General features: G+C 45.9%; 19 protein-coding genes. 10 read left to right on the forward strand and 9 right to left on the reverse strand.

Translation table 11 applies throughout. The annotated features are described in order from the left end of the window. Positions 1-19 precede the first annotated feature (19 nt). The 4 genes from MKY62_RS11100 to MKY62_RS11115 all read left to right on the forward strand — a co-directional run bounded on the left by MKY62_RS11100 (position 20) and on the right by MKY62_RS11115 (position 1,974). Entirely contained in the window at positions 20-625 is a 606-nt protein-coding gene (locus tag MKY62_RS11100) for a TetR/AcrR family transcriptional regulator (RefSeq protein WP_003182658.1), read from the forward strand. Between the two features lie 101 nt (positions 626-726). Next, positions 727-852, forward strand: coding sequence for a hypothetical protein (locus MKY62_RS11105; protein ID WP_003182659.1), 126 nt, complete (start codon positions 727-729; stop codon positions 850-852). A gap of 21 nt (positions 853-873) precedes the next feature. Continuing rightward, on the forward strand, positions 874-1,338 hold the full coding sequence (locus MKY62_RS11110; RefSeq protein WP_003182661.1) for a YndM family protein: 465 nt from the start codon (positions 874-876) through the stop codon (positions 1,336-1,338). A gap of 120 nt (positions 1,339-1,458) precedes the next feature. Further along, positions 1,459-1,974, forward strand: coding sequence for a DinB family protein (locus tag MKY62_RS11115; protein ID WP_003182663.1), 516 nt, complete (start codon positions 1,459-1,461; stop codon positions 1,972-1,974). Between the two features lie 43 nt (positions 1,975-2,017). On the opposite strand, the gene MKY62_RS11120 is transcribed toward MKY62_RS11115, so the two are convergent. From MKY62_RS11120 to MKY62_RS11135, 4 genes are all read right to left on the reverse strand, one after another. Further along, positions 2,018-2,644, reverse strand: coding sequence for an FMN-dependent NADH-azoreductase (locus MKY62_RS11120; RefSeq protein ID WP_003182665.1), 627 nt, complete (start codon positions 2,642-2,644; stop codon positions 2,018-2,020). Between the two features lie 119 nt (positions 2,645-2,763). After that, positions 2,764-3,252, reverse strand: coding sequence for a TraR/DksA C4-type zinc finger protein (locus MKY62_RS11125; protein WP_003182667.1), 489 nt, complete (start codon positions 3,250-3,252; stop codon positions 2,764-2,766). Positions 3,253-3,365: 113 nt separating this feature from the next. Beyond that, complete coding sequence (locus tag MKY62_RS11130) at positions 3,366-3,710, reverse strand: PH domain-containing protein (protein ID WP_003182669.1); 345 nt, start codon at positions 3,708-3,710, stop codon at positions 3,366-3,368. A 400-nt stretch (positions 3,711-4,110) separates the two neighbouring features. Beyond that, positions 4,111-4,320: a DUF6501 family protein gene (locus MKY62_RS11135; RefSeq protein WP_003182671.1), complete on the reverse strand. Its 210-nt coding sequence runs from the start codon at positions 4,318-4,320 to the stop codon at positions 4,111-4,113. 268 nt (positions 4,321-4,588) lie between these two features. Between MKY62_RS11135 and MKY62_RS11140 the strand changes: the two genes are divergently transcribed. Continuing rightward, positions 4,589-6,076 carry an aldehyde dehydrogenase family protein gene (locus MKY62_RS11140; RefSeq protein WP_009328061.1) on the forward strand — a complete coding sequence of 496 codons (1,488 nt, stop codon included), beginning with the start codon at positions 4,589-4,591 and terminating at the stop codon, positions 6,074-6,076. A 90-nt stretch (positions 6,077-6,166) separates the two neighbouring features. After that, complete coding sequence (locus MKY62_RS11145; protein ID WP_003182675.1) at positions 6,167-7,447, forward strand: MFS transporter; 1,281 nt, start codon at positions 6,167-6,169, stop codon at positions 7,445-7,447. Between the two features lie 185 nt (positions 7,448-7,632). Here the strand turns inward: MKY62_RS11145 and MKY62_RS11150 are convergent, their stop codons facing one another. Both MKY62_RS11150 and MKY62_RS11155 read right to left on the reverse strand, forming a co-directional pair. Continuing rightward, the gene (locus MKY62_RS11150; RefSeq protein WP_003182677.1) at positions 7,633-8,169 is read right to left on the reverse strand and encodes a GNAT family protein; all 537 of its coding nucleotides are present in this window, start codon (positions 8,167-8,169) and stop codon (positions 7,633-7,635) included. 17 nt (positions 8,170-8,186) lie between these two features. Next, entirely contained in the window at positions 8,187-8,588 is a 402-nt protein-coding gene (locus tag MKY62_RS11155; RefSeq protein ID WP_003182679.1) for a cytidine deaminase, read from the reverse strand. A gap of 270 nt (positions 8,589-8,858) precedes the next feature. Here MKY62_RS11155 and MKY62_RS11160 point away from each other — a divergent pair, with 270 nt between their 5' ends. The 3 genes from MKY62_RS11160 to MKY62_RS11170 all read left to right on the forward strand — a co-directional run bounded on the left by MKY62_RS11160 (position 8,859) and on the right by MKY62_RS11170 (position 12,729). Then, the gene (locus MKY62_RS11160; protein WP_003182681.1) at positions 8,859-10,748 is read left to right on the forward strand and encodes a prenyltransferase/squalene oxidase repeat-containing protein; all 1,890 of its coding nucleotides are present in this window, start codon (positions 8,859-8,861) and stop codon (positions 10,746-10,748) included. Next, positions 10,745-11,590, forward strand: coding sequence for a superoxide dismutase (locus MKY62_RS11165; protein WP_003182683.1), 846 nt, complete (start codon positions 10,745-10,747; stop codon positions 11,588-11,590). Before MKY62_RS11160 ends, MKY62_RS11165 begins: the two co-directional genes overlap by 4 nt. Before the next feature lie 608 nt (positions 11,591-12,198). After that, complete coding sequence (locus tag MKY62_RS11170) at positions 12,199-12,729, forward strand: hypothetical protein (protein WP_003182685.1); 531 nt, start codon at positions 12,199-12,201, stop codon at positions 12,727-12,729. Positions 12,730-12,953: 224 nt separating this feature from the next. Here the strand turns inward: MKY62_RS11170 and MKY62_RS11175 are convergent, their stop codons facing one another. After that, on the reverse strand, positions 12,954-14,294 hold the full coding sequence (locus MKY62_RS11175; RefSeq protein ID WP_003182687.1) for a sodium-dependent transporter: 1,341 nt from the start codon (positions 14,292-14,294) through the stop codon (positions 12,954-12,956). A 214-nt stretch (positions 14,295-14,508) separates the two neighbouring features. Here MKY62_RS11175 and MKY62_RS11180 point away from each other — a divergent pair, with 214 nt between their 5' ends. Continuing rightward, positions 14,509-15,489, forward strand: coding sequence for a bile acid:sodium symporter family protein (locus tag MKY62_RS11180; RefSeq protein WP_003182690.1), 981 nt, complete (start codon positions 14,509-14,511; stop codon positions 15,487-15,489). A gap of 29 nt (positions 15,490-15,518) precedes the next feature. Here the strand turns inward: MKY62_RS11180 and odhB are convergent, their stop codons facing one another. After that, positions 15,519-16,799 carry a 2-oxoglutarate dehydrogenase complex dihydrolipoyllysine-residue succinyltransferase gene (gene odhB, locus MKY62_RS11185; protein ID WP_003182692.1) on the reverse strand — a complete coding sequence of 427 codons (1,281 nt, stop codon included), beginning with the start codon at positions 16,797-16,799 and terminating at the stop codon, positions 15,519-15,521. Positions 16,800-16,813: 14 nt separating this feature from the next. Further along, on the reverse strand, positions 16,814-19,648 hold the full coding sequence (gene sucA, locus MKY62_RS11190; protein WP_003182695.1) for a 2-oxoglutarate dehydrogenase E1 component: 2,835 nt from the start codon (positions 19,646-19,648) through the stop codon (positions 16,814-16,816). Positions 19,649-19,713: the final 65 nt, after the last annotated feature.

Here is a 19,713-nt window from a genome sequence, read left to right on the forward strand (position 1 = left end):
AACCGTCAGGAGGATTTGAATGACTGAGCAGAAAAAAGACCGCAGGGTAAAACGCACGAAAAAAATGATTAGAGACGCACTCTCTGAACTGATGAAAAATAAAGCGTTTGAAGAGATATCCGTTACGGACATTACGAAGAAAGCCGATATTAACCGCGGCACGTTTTACTTGCACTACGAAGATAAATACGATTTGCTGGACCAAAGCGAGGAGGAAATCATCCAAGAGATCAATAAAATTGCTAAACGCTCGATTCACTCAATGGATGTATTAAATCAGGATGTGATTGACCATCCGCTGACATTCGTCGTCGACATTTTTCAATATATAAAAGAAAACGAAGTTTTTATGAAGGCAGTTTTAGGCCCTAAAGGCCCGGGTTCTTTCCGTTTAAAATTCAAATCGGTTTTGATCAGCAATTTAAAACGGCTGAAAACAGCGATCAGAACGGATCCGATTGTACCGGAAGACTACTTGATTTCCTACATAACCGGCGCTCATATCAGCGTTATGCAGCAATGGCTTGAGAACGGGATGAAAGAGACGCCGCATGATATGGCGCTGATTTTATCAAAAATAACCGGAATGGGCCCTGCATATGCGGCAGGGCTGAGAAAAAAATGACCGGCTTTCAGGAAGAGGGATAACCCTCTTTTTTGCTTTTTTCGTGTTATGTATAAGAAATCAAAAACAATCCAAAATATAGTGAAAAAGGTGGTGAGACCATGCAGAAGAAAGGTATTCAAAACAGCAGCCTTGAGCAGCTGAAAAACGATCACGAAACAGAAAGCGCATTCCAGCAGGATGACAAAAACAATAAACAGCAACAAAACAGGAATGCTTTAAAATAAGCTGAAAGGTGAGGAAACGAAATGAAGCATGTAAGAGCATTGTGTTTAAAATTCATTGTGAGCCTTGTCCTTTTATATGTGGTCCTAACTCTGTTTTTTGGCGTTCCATTCGGTGAAATGTTTGTTTTGACATTGTTTCTGGGTGTGATATCCTATCTGGTCGGAGATCTTCTGCTGCTGCCGAGAACAAACAATACAACCGCGACAATGGGAGATTTTGGCCTTTCACTCGTATTGATTTGGGTGATTCTCGCCATGCAAAATAATCCCCCGTATGGTACGCTTGCTGCAGCTTCAATCGTGTCAGCGATCGGCGTCACAGTGTTCGAATATTTTTTCCACCGCTATATGGAAGCCAACGTCTTGAACGAAACAGAAAACGGAAAACGGGAAAACAGAGAAAAGCCTGGTTCATTGCAGTATCAAAGCGAATCATCAGAGGAGCTTTATCCGGTTACCCCCTCTAAAAAACAGGACGAAGAATAAGCATGAAAGCCTGCCGACCCGGCAGGTTTTTTTACGTTTATGACCAGAGGCATTTTTCATTGATTAAAGGAATATCCGTCTTTTTCACGAATTGATATAAAAAAGTGAGGAGGACAAAAAATGACACATAGCGCATTAAAGCATTTAGATTATCACAATTGGGCGAATCAAAGGGTGCTCACCCACCTGAAAAGCCTGCCTGAAGAGCTGTTCACCCGGGAAATCAAAAGCGTTTTTCAAACTGTATCTGAGGTTGTTACCCATATGTGCGTGGCTGACGCCTTATGGCTGAAGATCATATCCGGAGCCGCTTACGAGGAAGCAAAGGAAACAGGCATGCGTCTGAAAGAAGGATTAAAGAGGAAAAAGATCGATGACTTCATTTCCATCTTTCATGACACGGCGCTTCAATATGAAGCGTTTTTTGAAAATCTTGAAGACCCCGATGGTGAAATCACGATTGCCCATCCAATATTAGGCGAAATCAAAACGCCTATTAGCGAAATCCTTCATCACGTAGTCAACCACGGCACTTATCACAGAGGCAATATTTCAGCGATGCTGAGACAAATGGGTGAAGCGGGTGTGCCAACGGACTATATTTATTATTTATTAAGCCTGAAGCAAACGACATAAATAAAAAAACCCTTGTTCCGTCTTTGGAACAAGGGTTTCACAATTAAAATGATGCTGCAAGCTTTTTAGCTTCTGCTAAGCCGTTTTCAATAATTTTTTGAGCGTCGTCAGGAACAGCGTTGTGTCCTTCGATGACAACGGTATGCAAGTCTTGAACACCGAAGAAGCCCATGACGGTTTTCATGTAGTTCAACGACATTTCCATTGCAGCCATCGGTCCTTCAGAATAGAAGCCCCCTCTTGCATTTAACAGAGCAACCTTCTTATCTCCCATCAGGCCTTTAGGTCCTTCAGGAGTGTATGTAAACGTCACTCCTGCGCGGGACAAGTAGTCCACATAAGTGTGAAGTACAGCTGGAACGGCGAAGTTCCACAATGGGAAAGCAAAAACAACCTTATCGGCTTTGACGAATTCGTCTAAGTAACGATCCGCTACAGCGGCGGCAGCTTTTTCATCCTCGTTCAATTCCATGCCTTTTCCTGCTTTAAATGTCCCGTTAATGGCATTTCTGCCTAGGTACGGCGGGTTTTCTCTGTAAAGGTCAAGCTCTACAATTTCATCGTTTGGATGATTTTCTTTATAGCTGTTAAGAAACGCTTTATAAAGTTTTACAGATACAGCTTCTTCAGCTGTACGGTCATTAGCTTTAACAAACAATACTTTAGACATTCTATTTTCCTCCCGTTGCTAACGTTTTAATATTTACTTACAAATAGTATGTTACTTTCATTTAAATAGAAAGTCAACTCATTTATTTTTCTAACCAAAAAAAGCACCCATTGGGCGCTTTATTTGGAGTCCTGTTCCTGGTCAAGCCGTTCATAGACGTATGAATGTTTTTGGTCCATCGTTTCTTTATTCGTCAAATCCTTCATTTGCCGTGTAAATTGCCGATCATTCTCTGTGCGGTCTTCTTGTCTTGCTTCTGCTTCCGCTTGAGCTTCGGCGGTTCTTCGCGCATATGGAATCGCTTCAAGGCGTTCATAGGGGATTTCTTTTCCCGTTGTTTCACACGTGCCGTATGTGCCGTCTTTCATCCTATTTAAAGCGTCTTCGATCTCTTTCAGCAAAGCATCGTCCGATTGCCGGAAAGCCTGGTCCCTCATTCGTTCGGTATACACGCCGGCATGGTCGGCAAGATGATTGTCAATACCGTTTGACAATTCGCCTGTTTCTTCATTCATCGGCTGCACCTCAGACTTTGTACCTGTGATTTCGTTTTTTAAGCTGATTAATTTATCGTAAAGGTGCTGTTTTTGTTCCTCTGTCAATGGCATGTTGATCATCCTCCTTTCTTTTTCATTACCCGATTGCCAAAAGGGAAAACGTGCATTTCTCCGCAAAAAAAGACCGTTCATTCGCAAAGGAGCGTTTGAACAGCCTGTTGAGATTATGCACATAAGTATTTTGATAACAGCGCTTGAATTTCAAGCATGTCGGTATCCTTCGTAAATTCCAGATCAAAGATTTTGCTGCTGGTCATCAGAGAAAGAGAACTGTCTGGATTGAACATGCTGACTTCTCTAATCGCAAAGCCTTCAATCGATCTGTAAGGCAGGAAGACGCGGACTTTCTTTTTAGAAAACAGTTTATTATCAAAAAAAATAATCCGCTTGTTCGTAAAACATATTTGATCCATTCTTAGTCTGCAAACCGATTCAATTTTTTCTCCTTCTATAAGCAGCGGTTCAAATTTTTTGCCGTCTGCTGTTTTGCTTGCTGAAAAAACGCCCAATCAAAACCCCTCTTTCTATGTGTCCAATTTATGTTTATGCACAAGGCAAAGTATGCTGTCAGTTAATAATAAGGATACGATAACCCTGATTTATAAACAATTACGAGCAGATTACATTTCTTTAACTCTATATGTTTGTTTTTACTATCAATTAATACGCCCGGCGGACGCGTGAGGTTTCAACTTTTCATCAGTTTTTTCAGCTTATTTTTCGTTTGCTATGAATCAAAAGGTGCATAGCGGATACAGCAAAAAACCGCAGCAAGATGTTCTGCTTCTGCGGTTCTCCTCTGACGTTATTATGCCTTTTATGTACGTCGGCACTTGGTCACACTTCCGATTCAGCCAGCCGATTTTTTATGAAAGTGTTCGGTTTTGTTGAAACTTTATGCGAATGAATTCAGGCTTTTACTTCTTCAAAGTATTCTTTGTAATAGCCGCCGACTTTGTTTGTATTATCGATGATAAACAAAAATTCTCCCGTTTCGTTTTTGACCTCGTATATGTTACCGACGGTCAGCGCTCTGTTGACGATATACTTTTTGGCATCGGTATGTATGCACTTTACTTTTTTAATGGTTTTATTGTTCTGCCATTTTTCATGAATCATGTGGATGTCTCCTTTTTCATACGTGTATAGTTTCCATTGTAGCGTTTTTTCGCCGAAATGCAATGCGCTCTGTCGGCGAATGTGGTTTTTGCCAAACATGAATATTGATTTGGTTTCATTCCCTGTTATAGAATGGTGGTGTATAGTTCCAAAATCAGAAATATATCCCTCTTTCATCCGCGTAATGACCGAACTAAAAGACAAACCAGCACCAAGACAACTCACCTGAAGACAGACCAAAATTTTAAAGGAGGTTTGTTTGACAAACATGAGTTCATTAACGATGCAGGTCAGTAAGAAGCTGGAGTCATTTTTGCAGGGAACAAAGAAGCTCTATATTAACGGGGAATTTGTAGCCAGCGCCTCAAACAAAACGTTTGAGACCCCAAACCCGGCGACTGGTGAAACGCTCGCCACGTTATATGAAGCAGGTCCCGAGGATGTGGACAAAGCTGTAAAAGCTGCGCGGGAAGCCTTTGACCGCGGTGAGTGGCGGACGATGAACCCTGCCGAAAGAAGCCGGCTGATGTACAAACTCGCCGATCTGATGGAGGAACATAAAACGGAACTGGCTCAGCTTGAAACGCTGGATAACGGAAAGCCGATCAGCGAAACGACCGCAGGCGATATTCCGCTGTCAATTGAACATATGCGCTATTATGCGGGCTGGGCGACGAAAATAACCGGACAGACAATTCCTGTTAACGGACCTTATTTTAACTATACACGGCATGAGCCTGTCGGAGTTGTCGGGCAAATTATCCCTTGGAACTTCCCGCTTCTGATGGCTATGTGGAAAATGGGAGCCGCCCTTGCAGCCGGATGTACGGTTGTCTTAAAACCGGCTGAACAAACGCCGCTTTCCGCTCTGTATTTAGCTGAGCTGATCGATGAGGCAGGCTTCCCGAAAGGCGTCATCAACATCATCCCTGGCTTTGGGGAGACGGCCGGAGAAGCTCTGACCGACCATGCCCTTGTCGACAAACTGGCATTCACAGGGTCAACTGAAATCGGCAAAAAGATAATGGAGAAAGCGGCCAAATCGGTCAAACGTGTTACCCTTGAGCTCGGCGGAAAGTCGCCGAATATCATCCTCCCTGACGCCGACCTGAAGAAAGCGATTCCAGGCGCACTAACCGGCGTTATGTTCAACCAGGGCCAAGTTTGCTGTGCGGGATCGCGCGTTTTCATCCATAAAGACCAATATGACAAAGTCGTTGATGAAATGGCCGCTTATTCAAAATCGCTCCGCCAAGGTGCGGGCCTTCATGAAGACACGCAAATGGGACCGCTTGTCAGCAAAGAACAGCATGAACGCGTCCTCTCGTATATTGAAAAAGGACGCCAGGAGGGTGCGAAAATCGCGGCCGGCGGAACATGCCCTTATGAACAGGGATACTTTGTTTCTCCGACTGTATTCACAAATGTCGAGGATGAGATGACAATAGCAAAAGAAGAAATCTTCGGTCCTGTTTTGGCGGCGATTCCTTATGAAACGGTTGATGAAGTCATCGAACGGGCCAATCGCAGCGAATACGGCCTCGCTGCGGGCGTATGGACGGAAAATTTGAAAAACGCCCACTATATCGCCGACCGTCTGCAAGCCGGTACCGTTTGGGTCAACTGCTATAATGCTTTTGACGCCGCATCCCCATTCGGCGGCTACAAGCAGTCTGGACTCGGACGTGAAATGGGCTCATACGCTCTGGATAACTATACAGAGGTTAAGAGCGTCTGGATTCATACAGGCGAATAACTCGACATGAGCTTCTGCAGCCGCCCTGTCGATCAGGGCGGTTTTCTTTTTTATAGAAATAAACATTTATAGATACATATGGTAAAATAGATGACAATTCAAGTCGACTGGAATGATAGAATCGTGTATTCTTCCTCTCTTGGCATAACCATCTGGAAACAAAAAAACTTTAGATACATATGGGCGTCGCAAACAGCGCAGGCTGTCGGATCAATCTTGATGACGATCATTGTCATGGTCGATGTATTTAAGGAAACGAACTCTGTATTCGGATCCGGTCTGGTTTTGGCTTTATCCTCGTTCGGCAGTGTATTAGGCGGAGCGATCGCTGCTTTTGCTATTCAGCGTCTCGATCTGCTGCAAACAGCGGCCTGGTCAACATGGTTCAGAGCGGTCTGTGCATTATGCATCGGCTTATGCCAATCGCTTGGCTTACCCTCTTATATCATTTATCTGCTGCTATTTTTGCAAAGCTTTGTCGGCTCCTGGTATACTCCCGCACAGTTAGGTTTACTGTACCAAGCCATTAAAAAGCGCGATTACGTGGCTGCATCGGGAAGCATCGTAACGGTCAACCAGTTTGTCCAGGCGGCAGGCTGGGGTCTCGGCGGCTTTTTAACCGTTTTGGCCCAGACTTATACGTTGACAGTGTTTACAGCAGCACTCTTTTTCATATCAGGGCTTTTAATCAGATTGCCGGATTTCAAAAAAGCGATTATCCCTCGTCAAAAAGCCCGCGCACAATCGGTCTGGCGCACTGTTTACAGGAAGAAAACCGTTTTGCTGCTTACGATGATGGACATGTCGGAAGGTTTAGCAAATGCAGTCTGGACTTCCGCCGTTTTGCTGGCTTTTACTAAAGAGGCGCTAAATAAAGGAGAGGCTTGGTGGGGATTCATCAATGCCGGTTATTTTTTGGGAGCGATTTTGGGCGGCATTCTCGCTGTGCTCTTTTCCAACCAGCTCAAAAAAAGGCTTGGCCTCATGATTGTCTTGGGTTCTGTTTCAATGGGAATCACAACGCTTTTATTCGCCTATTCGTCAAATCCCCTCCTTTCGGTCATCCTCTGTATCATGATGGGTCCGCTTTATCAAGTAAGAGACGTCAGCCAGACGGTTATCCTTCAAGATACGTTGACAGATGAAGAGCGTGCACCGGTTACCGCCGCCAAAAATACCATTTTGACTGCATGGTCTATCATAACAATCGCCATCATGGGGGCTTTGGCAGACTTGATCGGGGTACGAAGCGTATTTATCGCTGCCGCTGTATTATATGCCGGAACAGCCGCTGCCACATTTTTCGTCCGGGATTTAAGAACGTACAGCCAATCTGCAAGGCAGCAGACGAAAGGGAAAATAGAAGGATGAAGCTGCTGCGGTTTTTTCTCATTAACGGGATATTTGGAGTGATCGTTTTTGAAATAAAAGAAGCACAGCGGCGCTGATCGGCGGCGGCCTGTCTTCGGCGGCATTTGCAGCTGTTCAGCAAAGATTGAATAATAAGAACAAACAAAGCGGCGATCAAAAAATCAAATGCTCCCGCGTCCTCCGATTCAGCGGGACATCAGCTCTTCGTATTCCCGCTTCAATATCCCCATAATGATTTCATCCGAGTACTGCTCATTCATATAAAGAGCCTCCCTGATCCTTCCTTCCATTTTAAATCCCGCTTTTTCATATGCTTTCAGCGCGCGGATATTGTGTGAAAAGACTTCGAGCTGGAGGGGGTTAAGATCGAGCCTTTCGAAAGCAAGCTGCATGGCCAGCCGCACCGCTTCAATCCCATAGCCTTTGTTCAAATAAGCGGGGCTGTGCAAAGCAATTCTAAACCCCGCTTTTCGATTCCTCCGGTCAATGTCCATAATGGACAGATCGCCTATCAAACGATCGTCCTCCTTTAAGCAGACGGCAAAATCATAGCGCGTCTCATCACTCGTGATTCTCTCATAGTGCTCATAAAGGTCTTCCATCGTATATTCGCGCGTCGTGCCCGTCATATACCTGATGTCTTCATTTTGAACGGCTTTGTAAAAGCTCTCCATATCGCCTTTTTCAACAGGTCTGAGATAAACCTTGCGGCTCTTGAACATCGAACGCCCCTCCCCTGCTACTTTTGATACGCGGCAAACCAATGGTATGGCTGTATTTCCTTTAAAGTTTTATAAACCAGGCGCCCATCCGGTACAGTTACAGCTGCTTTAAGATCAGGACCCCAATAAAAAAGTCTTTCCTGGCATACCCCGCACGGCGTTAATACCTTGCATTCGGAATGTTCGTCGTCTCTTGCAACACAAACAGAGTGCGTTATTTTCGCCTGATACTTATGGGCTTCGAGAATGGCGCCCGTTTCAATGCATAATTCTGTTGAAGCGTTGATTACTTCCGGGGCTACGCTCGTTAAGATTCTTCCGTCCTCGGTATACATGGCGGCTGCCCCGCCCCATCCGGTCGGATACCTCTTTTTGATCAATTCGACTGCGGTGTCATACAGCATCTGTTCAATATTCATTCATCAACATCTCCCAACCATTGTTTAATCTAAAGTCTCTCTTTATACAATACCTGATGTTGGAACGGGGGTAAATGAAGTTATTAAAGACAAATCACTACACTCACGATTCCCTGATGATGCCCACCGCCTAATAAAAGCGCGGCGTGCCCATGCTGACTTGACGACTGTATCCTCATCACTTATTTAAAATCTATGTTCTTCTGTTTTCACCCGATTGGCATGACACATTTCCCAAATGAATACAGTAAGATGAAGGAGATGAGAAGATTGCGATCTATACTAGAAGACGTGAAAGCTTTCAGGCAAAAGACGCTCGCAGAGCTTCAAAACAGACAAAGATCTGATGGTTCGTGGCGGTTTTGTTTTGAAGGGCCCGTGATGACGGACAGTTTTTTCATTCTGATGCTGACATCACTCGGCGATCAGGACTCTTCTCTCATCGCAAGTCTTGCTGAACGAATCCGTTCAAGGCAGAGCGAAGACGGCGCGTTTCGCAATCACCCGGATGAAAGAGCAGGCAATCTGACCGCGACAGTCCAGGGCTATACCGGAATGCTGGCTTCGGGGCTCTATGACCGGAAAGCTCCGCATATGCAGAAAGCCGAAGCTTTTATTAAGGACGCAGGCGGATTGAAGGGCGTCCACTTTATGACGAAGTGGATGCTCGCCGCCAACGGTCTGTATCCATGGCCGAGAGCCTATATTCCGCTCTCGTTTTTGCTGATCCCGTCCTATTTCCCGCTGCATTTTTACCATTTCAGCACATACGCAAGAATTCATTTTGTCCCCATGGCCATTACGTTTAATCGGCGATTCTCTTTAAAAAACAACCAAATCGGCTCGCTTCGGCACCTGGATGAAGCCATGTCAAAAAACCCTCTCGAATGGCTGAACATCCGCGCCTTTGACGAAAGAACCTTCTATTCTTTCAATCTGCAATGGAAACAGCTCTTTCAATGGCCGGCTTACGTCCATCAGCTCGGATTTGAGGCCGGCAAAAAATATATGCTGGACAGAATCGAAGAAGACGGAACGCTATACAGCTATGCGAGCGCGACCATGTTCATGATTTACAGCCTGCTTGCGATGGGAATATCTAAAAACGCCCCCGTTGTCAAAAAAGCAGTCAGCGGAATCAAAAGTCTTATTTCATCATGCGGAAAGGAAGGGGCCCATTTGGAAAACTCAACTTCCACCGTCTGGGATACGGCCCTCATCAGCTATGCCATGCAGGAATCCGGAGTGCCTGAACAACATTCTTCCACCTCATCGGCAGCCGACTACCTTCTCAAAAGACAGCATGTGAAAAAAGCGGACTGGGCTGTCTCAAATCCTCAAGCGGTCCCTGGCGGGTGGGGTTTTTCACACATCAATACAAACAATCCCGATTTGGACGATACCGCTGCGGCATTAAAAGCTATTCCGTTTCAACGGCGTCCGGATGCATGGAACCGGGGGCTCGCCTGGCTTTTATCCATGCAAAACAAGGACGGAGGGTTTGCGGCATTTGAAAAAGATGTTGACCATCCGCTTATTCGAAATCTGCCGCTCGAATCTGCCGCTGAGGCAGCAGTCGATCCGTCAACGGCAGACTTGACCGGACGCGTTCTTCATCTGCTCGGGCTTAAAGGGCGGTTCACAGATAACCATCCTGCGGTCCGGCGCGCCCTCAGGTGGCTTGATCATCATCAGAAAGCGGACGGCTCTTGGTATGGCAGATGGGGCGTCTGCTTTATTTACGGTACATGGGCCGCACTCACCGGTATGAAAGCTGTCGGGGTTTCCGCCAACCAGACGTCTGTCAAAAAAGCGATCTCCTGGCTAAAATCGATCCAGCGTGAAGACGGAAGCTGGGGAGAATCTTGCAAAAGCTGTGAAGCGAAGCGTTTTGTCCCTCTTCACTTTGGAACAGTTGTTCAATCTTCATGGGCGCTGGAGGCGCTTTTGCAATATGAGCGTCCGGATGACCCACAGATCATAAAAGGGATCCGTTTTCTCATCGATGAACACGAAAGCTCGCGTGAGCGACTCGAATACCCGACGGGAATCGGGCTGCCGAACCAATTCTACATCCGCTATCACAGTTATCCTTTTGTGTTTTCATTGCTCGCTTCAAGCGCATTTATTAAAAAAGCGGAAATGAGGGAGACATATTGAACAGAGATGCTTACAAAGAAAAAATATCGTCATGGGCCAAAGACCTGAAAGACCAGATGAAAGATGATCCTTCTTTAGAAAGCCATTTAGAAAAACTTTTTCAATCATTGGATGATCCTCGTGCGACCGAACAGGAATGGTATGAGCAGGCAGAAGCCGTGTATCAAGCCATCTCCCGCAGTGATGCGTCTCAAGCAGGCCGGCAGCCATTCAGAACAGTGCCGATCGGAGGCCATCGCCTGCCAAGCCTGCCCTACTCGTATTCAGCCCTTGAGCCCTATATTTCAAAAGAAATTATGTTTCTTCATCATACAAAACATCACCAAAGCTATGTCGACGGTTTGAACAGAGCTGAAAAAGAACTGCAGAAAGCGAGGCAAACCAAACAGTTTGACCTCGTTAACCATTGGGAAAGAGAGCTCGCCTTCCACGGAGCCGGGGACTATTTGCATACGATATTTTGGTACGCGATGCACCCAAAAGGAAAAAGACGGCCGACAGGCGAATTGCTGGAGATGATCAACCGTTCATTCGGCAGCTATTCGGCCTTTAAAGAACACTTTTCCGAAGCGGCGAAAAAAGTGGAAGGCGTCGGCTGGGCGATCCTCGTCTGGGCGCCGCGTTCGCACCGCTTGGAAATTCTGATCGCAGAAAAACATCAGCTGATGAGCCAATGGGATGTGATCCCCCTGCTCCCGCTCGATGTATGGGAGCACGCATATTACCTTCAATATAAAAATGAAAAGGCAAAATACGTCGATAATTGGTGGAATGTCGTTGACTGGAGAGAGCCTGAAAGGCGATTTGCGTCAGCAAAGCGCGTTTTATGGGAGCCGTTCTGATTCAAATTCGCTGGCGGGACTTCAATAGTTGAAGTCCTGTTTGCGTTTCGGCAGATCATGCCCATTTGCTGCGCCGGACATTGGCCTGATGTCGCCGAAATTTCTCCTCCGGATTCCCCGTCATCAGAGATGAATAAGCCGTGCCTTAAAATCCTCTCGCGCTTTTCCTTACATGAATGCTTCTAAAACGCCTGGCAGCCGTCGACATAGGTCGTGCGCATCTATGCTTTCTCTTCAACCCTCTATTGTATATAAGAAGATAACCAATAAATGTTTATATATCCCAGTTTATCTTGAGGATTTTCAAATAGTCGGCAGAGAAATCCCTTGCCATTCGCCCTCTCGGACATGCTGTTTGAAAAGGGCCGCAAATAAAATACCGACTGCAAATTCTATCAATATATCCCAAAATCGAGCCTTAAGTATGAAATGTGAACATTTTTTTGATTTATTTGGAAAATAGTCTATTTTCCTCATTCTTCTAATTCCAAAAATCGTTAAGCTATTCTATGAGAAGGGAGGTAATAGATGAAACAAACTGTCGATGTTTGTCTGATTCAGCTGGTCAGTTTTTTGAAAAATAGCAATTTATATTAGGAGGGTTAATCATGAAAAAAATGTTTGCTTTCTTTACAGCTTTAATGCTCGGTTTGACTTGTCTGCCATACTTATCGGAAGCGAAAGAATCAAAACATACGGACAGTTCTGTTACAAGCTTGCCTTCTATGTCTATACCTACATCTCTCAATCAGTCATTGAACGAGGAAAAACAGCAGTTTAAAACTTCCGCTATTGATCTCAGCATCAGCCTCGACCTCTTAGGAATCGGAAACTCGATTAGAGACGCTATCGTTCAAAGCAATAACCGCAGCGGTTTCGTCAAAAACTGCATGGAAACCGCTTTTTATTCTGCAGGGCAAAGATACAATGTCATGGTGTTCAACTTAAGCCAAGGCTATCACAATGGTTTAAGAGGAGTTAAATTTTATGGATCTGCCAACTATCATGGCGTGATTTACGGCATTTGGGTATTTGAAAGCGGACAATTTACAAACCAAGGAGACGGCGGCTGGATTAACTGGGCCTTTAAAGGCTGGTTTGATCGAAACGGCCAAACAGTAACATTCCGTAAACCTTAATCAAAGTCCATGTATCCCCCTCTTCTGCTTGCCGGTAAACCGGCAAGCTTTTTTAAATTTCTGACCAGAAAAACAACCGCTTTTTCCCTTCCTCTCCCCCCTTTCATCACACACTTCTTGCCGGTTATACCGCCGAGAAATGAAAGTGCGGCTGACCTAAGCGACACGCAACTGTCTGCATGAAAAAAGGCCGGATGGTCCGGCCTTTTAAAAACAATTTATTCTTAAAATACCCCGATAGCATCCAAAAAGACGACAATAATGACGATTGGAGCTGCGTAGCGGATCAGCAGAAGCCAGGCTGCAAACCATTTTCTGCTGATTTTAGAGCCTTCTTTCAATTCGGCAAAAAGCTCGTCTTTCGGAATTTTGAGCGGCACGAAAACGGCAATTAGCAAAGCGCCGAGCGGCATTAATATATTGCTGACAAGATAATCCGCCGCATCAAAAATGGATAGATTAAAAATCGACACATCCTGAAGCACGCCGTATGACAATGCTGAAGGAATACCGAATAGGAAAATCGCAATTCCTCCCGCCCAAGCGAAAGCCTGTCTTTTCTTAGGATCCCCTTTTGACAAGGAAGAAACAAGGATTTCAAGCATTGAAAATGCAGACGTCAGTGTAGCAAATAAAAATAAGAGCAGAAACGCCAATAAAAAGATGATTCCTAAAGGCATCTTATGAAAGACTGACGGCAGCACATTAAATAACAGCATCGGGCCGGCATCAGGAGATAATCCGAATGAAAAAACGGCCGGAAAAATCGCAAACCCGGCAAGAATCGCTACAGATACATTGAGCAATGTCACTGAAACGGCTGACTGTACAAGGTTTTCTTTTTTCGATAAATAAGAGCTGTACGTTACCATCACGGAAACACCGACGCTTAGCGAGAAAAAGGATTGTCCAAGCGCAAACAGCACCGTTTCGGCTTTGATATGTGAAAGATCAGGTTTTAAGAAAAACTCCAAGCCCTCCATTGAACCGGGAAGTGTGAGCGAACGAACGATCAAAAGCAGAAAAATAATGAACAGAGCAGGCATCATAAACTTGCTCGCCTTTTCTATTCCGCTTCTGACTCCTTTTGCAACAACAAGGATCGTTATGATGATAAATGCAAACTGGCTCCCTAGAACGAGATACGGATTTGCAATCGTCTCCCCGAAAAGACCGGCATAATCCGTACTTCTTGACAGTTCACCGGTCAGCCCTTTGACAATATAAATGATGATCCAGCCGCCGACAACACTATAGAAAGACAGCAGAATGAAACACGTGATAATGCCGAGGCGCCCAACCCAGTGCCAGAGCGAGCCGGGAGCAAGCTCCTTATAGGATTCAACCGCATCTTTTTGAGTCTTTCTGCCGATAATGAACTCCGCCATTAATAAAGGAAGCCCAATCAATAAAGTAAAAAGAATAAACATAAGTAAAAATGCTCCGCCGCCGCTTGTTCCGGCAACATAAGGAAACTTCCATATCGCGCCGAGCCCGATTGCCGAACCGGCCGAAGCTAAGATAAATCCAAGCTTTGATGACCATATATTTTGTTTATTTTCCACTTAAGCACCTCTTCTTCTCGGTCTAATTGCACATGGCTACAAACTATCATTTTAAAAAGCATAAACGAATTCGTCAAGGTTTTCAAACATTTCTTTCAGTTTACATAATAATATTATGTTAAATAATTCTTTATTTTACTAGTATTGAATTATTCAGAATATTAATTATAATAAGAGAATGTTACATTTTCTACAGATGTGAGGAGCTGGACTTATGAGTTATTTGATCAAAATCAGTCAATTTGCAGGAAAAACGTTCGCCATTTGGGTGATTCTATTTGCGATTCTCGGCTTTGCCTTTCCGTCGCAGTTCACTTGGATCGTCCCTTATATTACGATTCTGCTTGGCGTGATTATGTTTGGCATGGGATTGACATTGTCAGCGGACGATTTTAAAGAGCTGCTGAGACGTCCCCTGCATGTGCTGATCGGTGTGCTGATTCAATATACGGTGATGCCGTTGCTCGCTTTTGGACTGGCCTATGGACTCGCTCTCCCCCCCGAAATAGCAGTGGGGGTTATATTAGTGGGATGCTGCCCCGGGGGAACAGCATCAAACGTCATGACATTTCTGGCAAAGGGGAATATCGCCCTGTCTGTGGCGATCACAACGCTTTCCACACTGCTTGCCCCTTTTTTAACGCCGTTTCTCATTTTATTTTTCGCGAAGGAATGGCTTCCGGTATCTCCGGGCTCTCTGTTCGTGTCGATTTTACAGGCGGTGCTGCTCCCGATTATCGCCGGGCTGATCGTTCAATTTTTCTTTAAAAAACAAGTGAAAAAAGCTGTACAGGTGCTCCCGCTTGTCTCCGTTCTCGGCATCGTCGCCATCGTCTCCGCAGTCGTCGGAGGCAATCGGGAAAACATTATTCAATCAGGGCTGCTGATTTTTGCGGTAGTTGTTCTTCATAATGGCCTCGGACTTTTCCTCGGCTTTGTTTTGGCAAAGTGCTTTAAAATGGATTATGCGTCGCAAAAAGCCGTGTCCATTGAGGTCGGCATGCAGAATTCGGGTCTCGGCGCGGCATTGGCGACGGCGCACTTCTCCCCGCTTTCAGCTGTTCCGAGCGCTGTGTTCAGCGTCTGGCATAATCTTTCAGGTTCATGGCTTGCGACATACTGGGCCAAAAAAACAAATAAACAGAAGAATGACAATCATTCTCCTGCCCCGCAAATGATAAATAAAAAGCTTTGACCGTACTTACGGCCAAAGCTTTTTTATGATTAACCTTCCAACAGAAGCTGTTCAGGATCTTCAAGCAGATTTTTAATCGTAACCAGGAAGCCGACCGCTTCTTTTCCGTCGACGATCCGGTGGTCATACGATAATGCAATGTACATCATCGGGCGGTTTTCAAAGCGCTCTTCATCAATTGCTACAGGACGCAGCTGGATTTTGTGCATGCCCAAAATACCAACTTGCGGGCTGTTCAAAATCGGAGTCGATAACAATGAACCGAACGTTCCTCCGTTTGTGATCGTAAAGGACCCGCCTTGAAGCTCGTTGAGCGACAATTTGTTGTTTCTCGCTTTCTTCGCAAGCTCTCCGATATCCCTTTCAATATCGGCAAAGGTTTTGCGGTCCGCATCGCGCACGACCGGTACGACGAGGCCATCCGGCGCAGCAACAGCGATTCCGATGTCATAGAATTTTTTGATCACAAGCTCGTCGCCTTGAATTTCCGCGTTGAGGAGCGGATATTTTTTCAGCGCGGCGACAACAGCTTTTGTAAAGAATGACATGAATCCGAGCTTCACGTCATGCTGCTCCAGGAATTGATCTTTTCGGCGCTTCCTTAAGTTCATGACCGCCGTCATGTCCACTTCGTTGAATGTCGTCAGCATAGCGGCGGTGTGCTGAACTTCAACGAGGCGTTTGGCGATCGTCTGTCTCCGGCGGGACATTCTTTGACGCTCTACAGGTTTACCAGCATCTTCGGTTTGTTTAGCGGCCGGCGCCTGTGTTGCGCGTTTTGGTTCAGGCTGAGCTTTTGGCGGCTGCTCGTTCTTTTGATAAGATTCAACATCCTGTTTTCTGACCCTTCCGAGCGGATCACCGGTAGGGATTTCCGATAAATCGATGCCTTTTTCCCGGGCGAGCTTTCGGGCAGCCGGAGAAGCGATAGTTCTTGTTTTGGCTGTATCCGCCTCATCGCTCGCACCTTCGCGAGGTTCGGCTGTCTTTTCAGACGAGGCTGCTTTCTCTTCCGAAGCGCCGGCGCTTTCTTGAGCGTCAGCTTGCGGAGCCGTTGATTTGCCTCCTTCTCCTTCGCCTTCTGAAATCGTTCCGATTATTTCGCCGACCTGAACCGTGTCACCGGAATCTTTCAGCACTTCCTGAAGAACGCCGGACTGCTCTGCCGTCAATTCCACGTTGACTTTATCAGTCTCCAGCTCAAGCAGGAATTCCCCTTGCTCTACATAATCTCCCGGTTGTTTCAGCCATTGGGCTATCGTTCCTTCTGAAATTGATTCCGCTAATTCAGGTACTTTAATTTCCGCCATTTTATAGTTCCCCCTTAATTTTTGCGAGTCAAGCTATCAGATACAATGCGTTCCTGTTCCTTTTTATGAACCGTCGGATCCCCTTCTGCCGGACTTGAACGTCTTCTTCTGCCAATATAGCGGACCTTCACGTCCTTTGGAGCTACCTCTCTTAAATAAGGCTCGATATAGTTCCATGCGCCCATATTTTGCGGTTCTTCCTGTACCCAGACGATCTCCTCCAAATTCGGAAGTTTGCTGAAGATCGCTTTAATATGCTTTGCAGGGAAAGGATACAGCTCTTCAACCCGTGCAATGTGCAGCCAATCCTTTTCACCTTCCATTTTATTGAAATGGTCGCTGATGTCAATCGAAACTTTGCCGCTTGAAAGGACGAGGCGCGTCACTTTGTCATATTGATGGGAAAGTCCTGACATTTCATAGACCGGCTTAAAGCTGCTGTTACTGAGCTCCTGCACTTCTGACACGGTATTCGGATTTCTCAGCAGGCTTTTCGGCGTCATGATGATCAGCGGGCGGATCTCCTCGCGAAGGAGCATCTTCGCCTGCCTTCTTAAAATATGAAAGTATTGGGCAGCGCTCGTCAGGTTGGCGACAGTCCAGTTGTTTTCCGCCGCCAATTGAAGGAATCGCTCTGTTCTTCCGCTTGAATGCTCAGGCCCCTGCCCTTCATAGCCGTGCGGCAAGAGAACAACCAGCCCTGATTTTTGACCCCACTTCGCTCTTCCTGCAGAAATGAACTGGTCAAAGTAAACTTGCGCCGCATTTGCAAAATCTCCAAACTGCGCTTCCCAGATCACCATCGTTTCCGGCGAAGACACGTTATAGCCGTATTCGAAGCCGAGGACGGACCCTTCAGAAAGCGGGCTGTTGTGAACCGCAAATGACGCTTTCGTATCGGCAAGGTGATGCAGCGCGATGAATTCGTCCCCTGTCTTGCTGTCGTGAAGGACAAGGTTGCGGTGTGCGAATGTGCCGCGTTCTGAATCCTGCCCGGTCAGCCTTAGCGGCGTACCGTCTTTCAAAATCGACGCAAACGCCATCGCCTCTGCAAGCGACCAGTCGACTTTTCGGTCATCTTCGAAAGCTTTGGCGCGCCTTTCAAGGATTCGTTTTAGCTTATCGAAAACGTTGAAGTTTTCCGGCCATGAAACAAGCTCCTGATTGATTTTGCGCAAAGTTTCAAAATCAACCGATGTGTCAACATCAGGAAAACCGTTGGAGACCGGCTCTGGAAGTACGATTTCATGCGTCATGTCTTCCTTTTTGGCCGGCACTTTGCGATAGGCTTCTTCTAAACGCTTCTGGACAGCGTCCTTGATTTTGCCGACGGTTTCTTTATCGACGATCCCTTTATGAATCAGCTTTTCAGCAAAGATGTTTTTGACGGTCGGATGCTTTCTGACCGCATCATACAGCATCGGCTGCGTTGCGGACGGCTCATCCATTTCATTGTGGCCAAAACGGCGGTAGCCGATCAGATCGATCAAAAAGTCTTTGTTGAAAGTCATGCGGTATTCAACAGCGAGCTGAACCGCTGAAAGACATGCTTCGGGATCATCAGCATTGACGTGGACGATCGGAATTTCAAAACCTTTCGCAAGGTCGCTTGCATATTTCGTCGATCTTGACTCATTGCTTTCCGTCGTAAAGCCGATCATGTTATTGGCGATAATGTGAATCGCTCCGCCCACTTGATACCCTTTAAGCTGGCTTAAATTCAGCGTTTCCGCGACAATGCCTTCCCCTGGGAATGCCGCATCGCCGTGAATCAGAATCGCCATCGATTTTTTGACGTCTTGAACCGGATAGCCGCTCTCCGTTCTCGTTTCCTGGGCGGCTCTTGTCGATCCCTCAACGATCGGATCGATGAACTCAAGGTGGCTCGGATTGTTCGCGAGCGCAATGCGCGCCGTTTTCGTATGCTCATCCTGAATCTGGCGGTTGGCGCCGAGGTGGTATTTTACGTCGCCCGTCCAGCCGTAATTGATCCCGGTCGAACCTTCCGACGGAACGAGATCTTTGTTCGGCGCATGCTGGAATTCAGAAAAAATGATTTCATAAGGTTTTCCGAGCACATGCGCAAGAACATTCAGGCGGCCCCTGTGCGCCATTCCGATATTGACGTTTGTCGTACCTGCCGAAACGGACTTGGCGATAATATCATCCAGCATGGGCACAAGCGCATCAAGTCCTTCTATTGAAAAGCGTTTTTGCCCGACAAAGGTTTTGTGGAGAAACTGTTCAAGGCTTTCCACTTCTGTAAGCCTTCTTAAAACTTCTACCAGTTTTTCTTTCGATTTCGGGGTGAATAATTCCCCGGATTCGATCTTTTTCATCAGCCAGTTGCGCTCTTCAAAAATGTGCACATGGTCAAATTCAAAAGAAATCGATTTTTTGTATGTGTTTCTTAAGTACTGGATGGCTTCTAAACCGTTCGTTACTTCTTTAGGGGCATCTTTGCATATGACAGACGCCGGGATTTTTTTCACATCCTGCTCAGTTAACCCGTACTCAGCAAGAGGAAAAAGCTCCTGTTTCTCTTGTGTTTTTCTCAGTGGATTGACGGAAGCGTTTAAATGGCCATAGGTTCTAATATCTTCTGCAAGTTTTACCGCTGATGCGATTTTTTGAATAGATCCAGCCGTGAAATCTGCCTCTTCGTTTTTTTGAGAGGCGGCCCTAATATCGCCCGGGGGAGCTCCAAGTTCGTCAAACATCTCTTTTAAATCAGCATCCAAGCTTTCTGGATCCTTGACGTACTGATCGTAAAGCTCCAGCACATAGCCGAGGTTCGGACCGTGAAATTCTTCCCAAGTCATTCTTTGTTTCATACTATTTTGAAACATTTGAACATTACCCCCAACCTAATAATCAAGTGAATGATTCACTATCTTAATATATCTTCTGAACC

Source organism: Bacillus sp. FSL R7-0646 (assembly GCF_037969865.1).
GTDB lineage: Bacteria > Bacillota > Bacilli > Bacillales > Bacillaceae > Bacillus > Bacillus licheniformis.

Excerpts from the sequence above, each read along its gene's own strand:
- MKY62_RS11140 (WP_009328061.1), top strand. The coding sequence starts at position 4,589 with ATGAGTTCATTAACGATGCAGGTCAGTAAGAAGCTGGAGTCATTTTTG.
- MKY62_RS11125 (WP_003182667.1), bottom strand. The coding sequence starts at position 3,252 with ATGCCATTGACAGAGGAACAAAAACAGCACCTTTACGATAAATTAATC.
- MKY62_RS11105 (WP_003182659.1), top strand. The coding sequence starts at position 727 with ATGCAGAAGAAAGGTATTCAAAACAGCAGCCTTGAGCAGCTGAAAAAC.
- odhB (WP_003182692.1), bottom strand. The coding sequence starts at position 16,799 with ATGGCGGAAATTAAAGTACCTGAATTAGCGGAATCAATTTCAGAAGGA.
- MKY62_RS11155 (WP_003182679.1), bottom strand. The coding sequence starts at position 8,588 with ATGAATATTGAACAGATGCTGTATGACACCGCAGTCGAATTGATCAAA.
- MKY62_RS11180 (WP_003182690.1), top strand. The coding sequence starts at position 14,509 with ATGAGTTATTTGATCAAAATCAGTCAATTTGCAGGAAAAACGTTCGCC.
- MKY62_RS11170 (WP_003182685.1), top strand. The coding sequence starts at position 12,199 with ATGAAAAAAATGTTTGCTTTCTTTACAGCTTTAATGCTCGGTTTGACT.
- sucA (WP_003182695.1), bottom strand. The coding sequence starts at position 19,648 with ATGTTTCAAAATAGTATGAAACAAAGAATGACTTGGGAAGAATTTCAC.
- MKY62_RS11145 (WP_003182675.1), top strand. The coding sequence starts at position 6,167 with ATGACAATTCAAGTCGACTGGAATGATAGAATCGTGTATTCTTCCTCT.
- MKY62_RS11150 (WP_003182677.1), bottom strand. The coding sequence starts at position 8,169 with ATGTTCAAGAGCCGCAAGGTTTATCTCAGACCTGTTGAAAAAGGCGAT.
- MKY62_RS11100 (WP_003182658.1), top strand. The coding sequence starts at position 20 with ATGACTGAGCAGAAAAAAGACCGCAGGGTAAAACGCACGAAAAAAATG.
- MKY62_RS11120 (WP_003182665.1), bottom strand. The coding sequence starts at position 2,644 with ATGTCTAAAGTATTGTTTGTTAAAGCTAATGACCGTACAGCTGAAGAA.
- MKY62_RS11115 (WP_003182663.1), top strand. The coding sequence starts at position 1,459 with ATGACACATAGCGCATTAAAGCATTTAGATTATCACAATTGGGCGAAT.
- MKY62_RS11135 (WP_003182671.1), bottom strand. The coding sequence starts at position 4,320 with ATGATTCATGAAAAATGGCAGAACAATAAAACCATTAAAAAAGTAAAG.
- MKY62_RS11110 (WP_003182661.1), top strand. The coding sequence starts at position 874 with ATGAAGCATGTAAGAGCATTGTGTTTAAAATTCATTGTGAGCCTTGTC.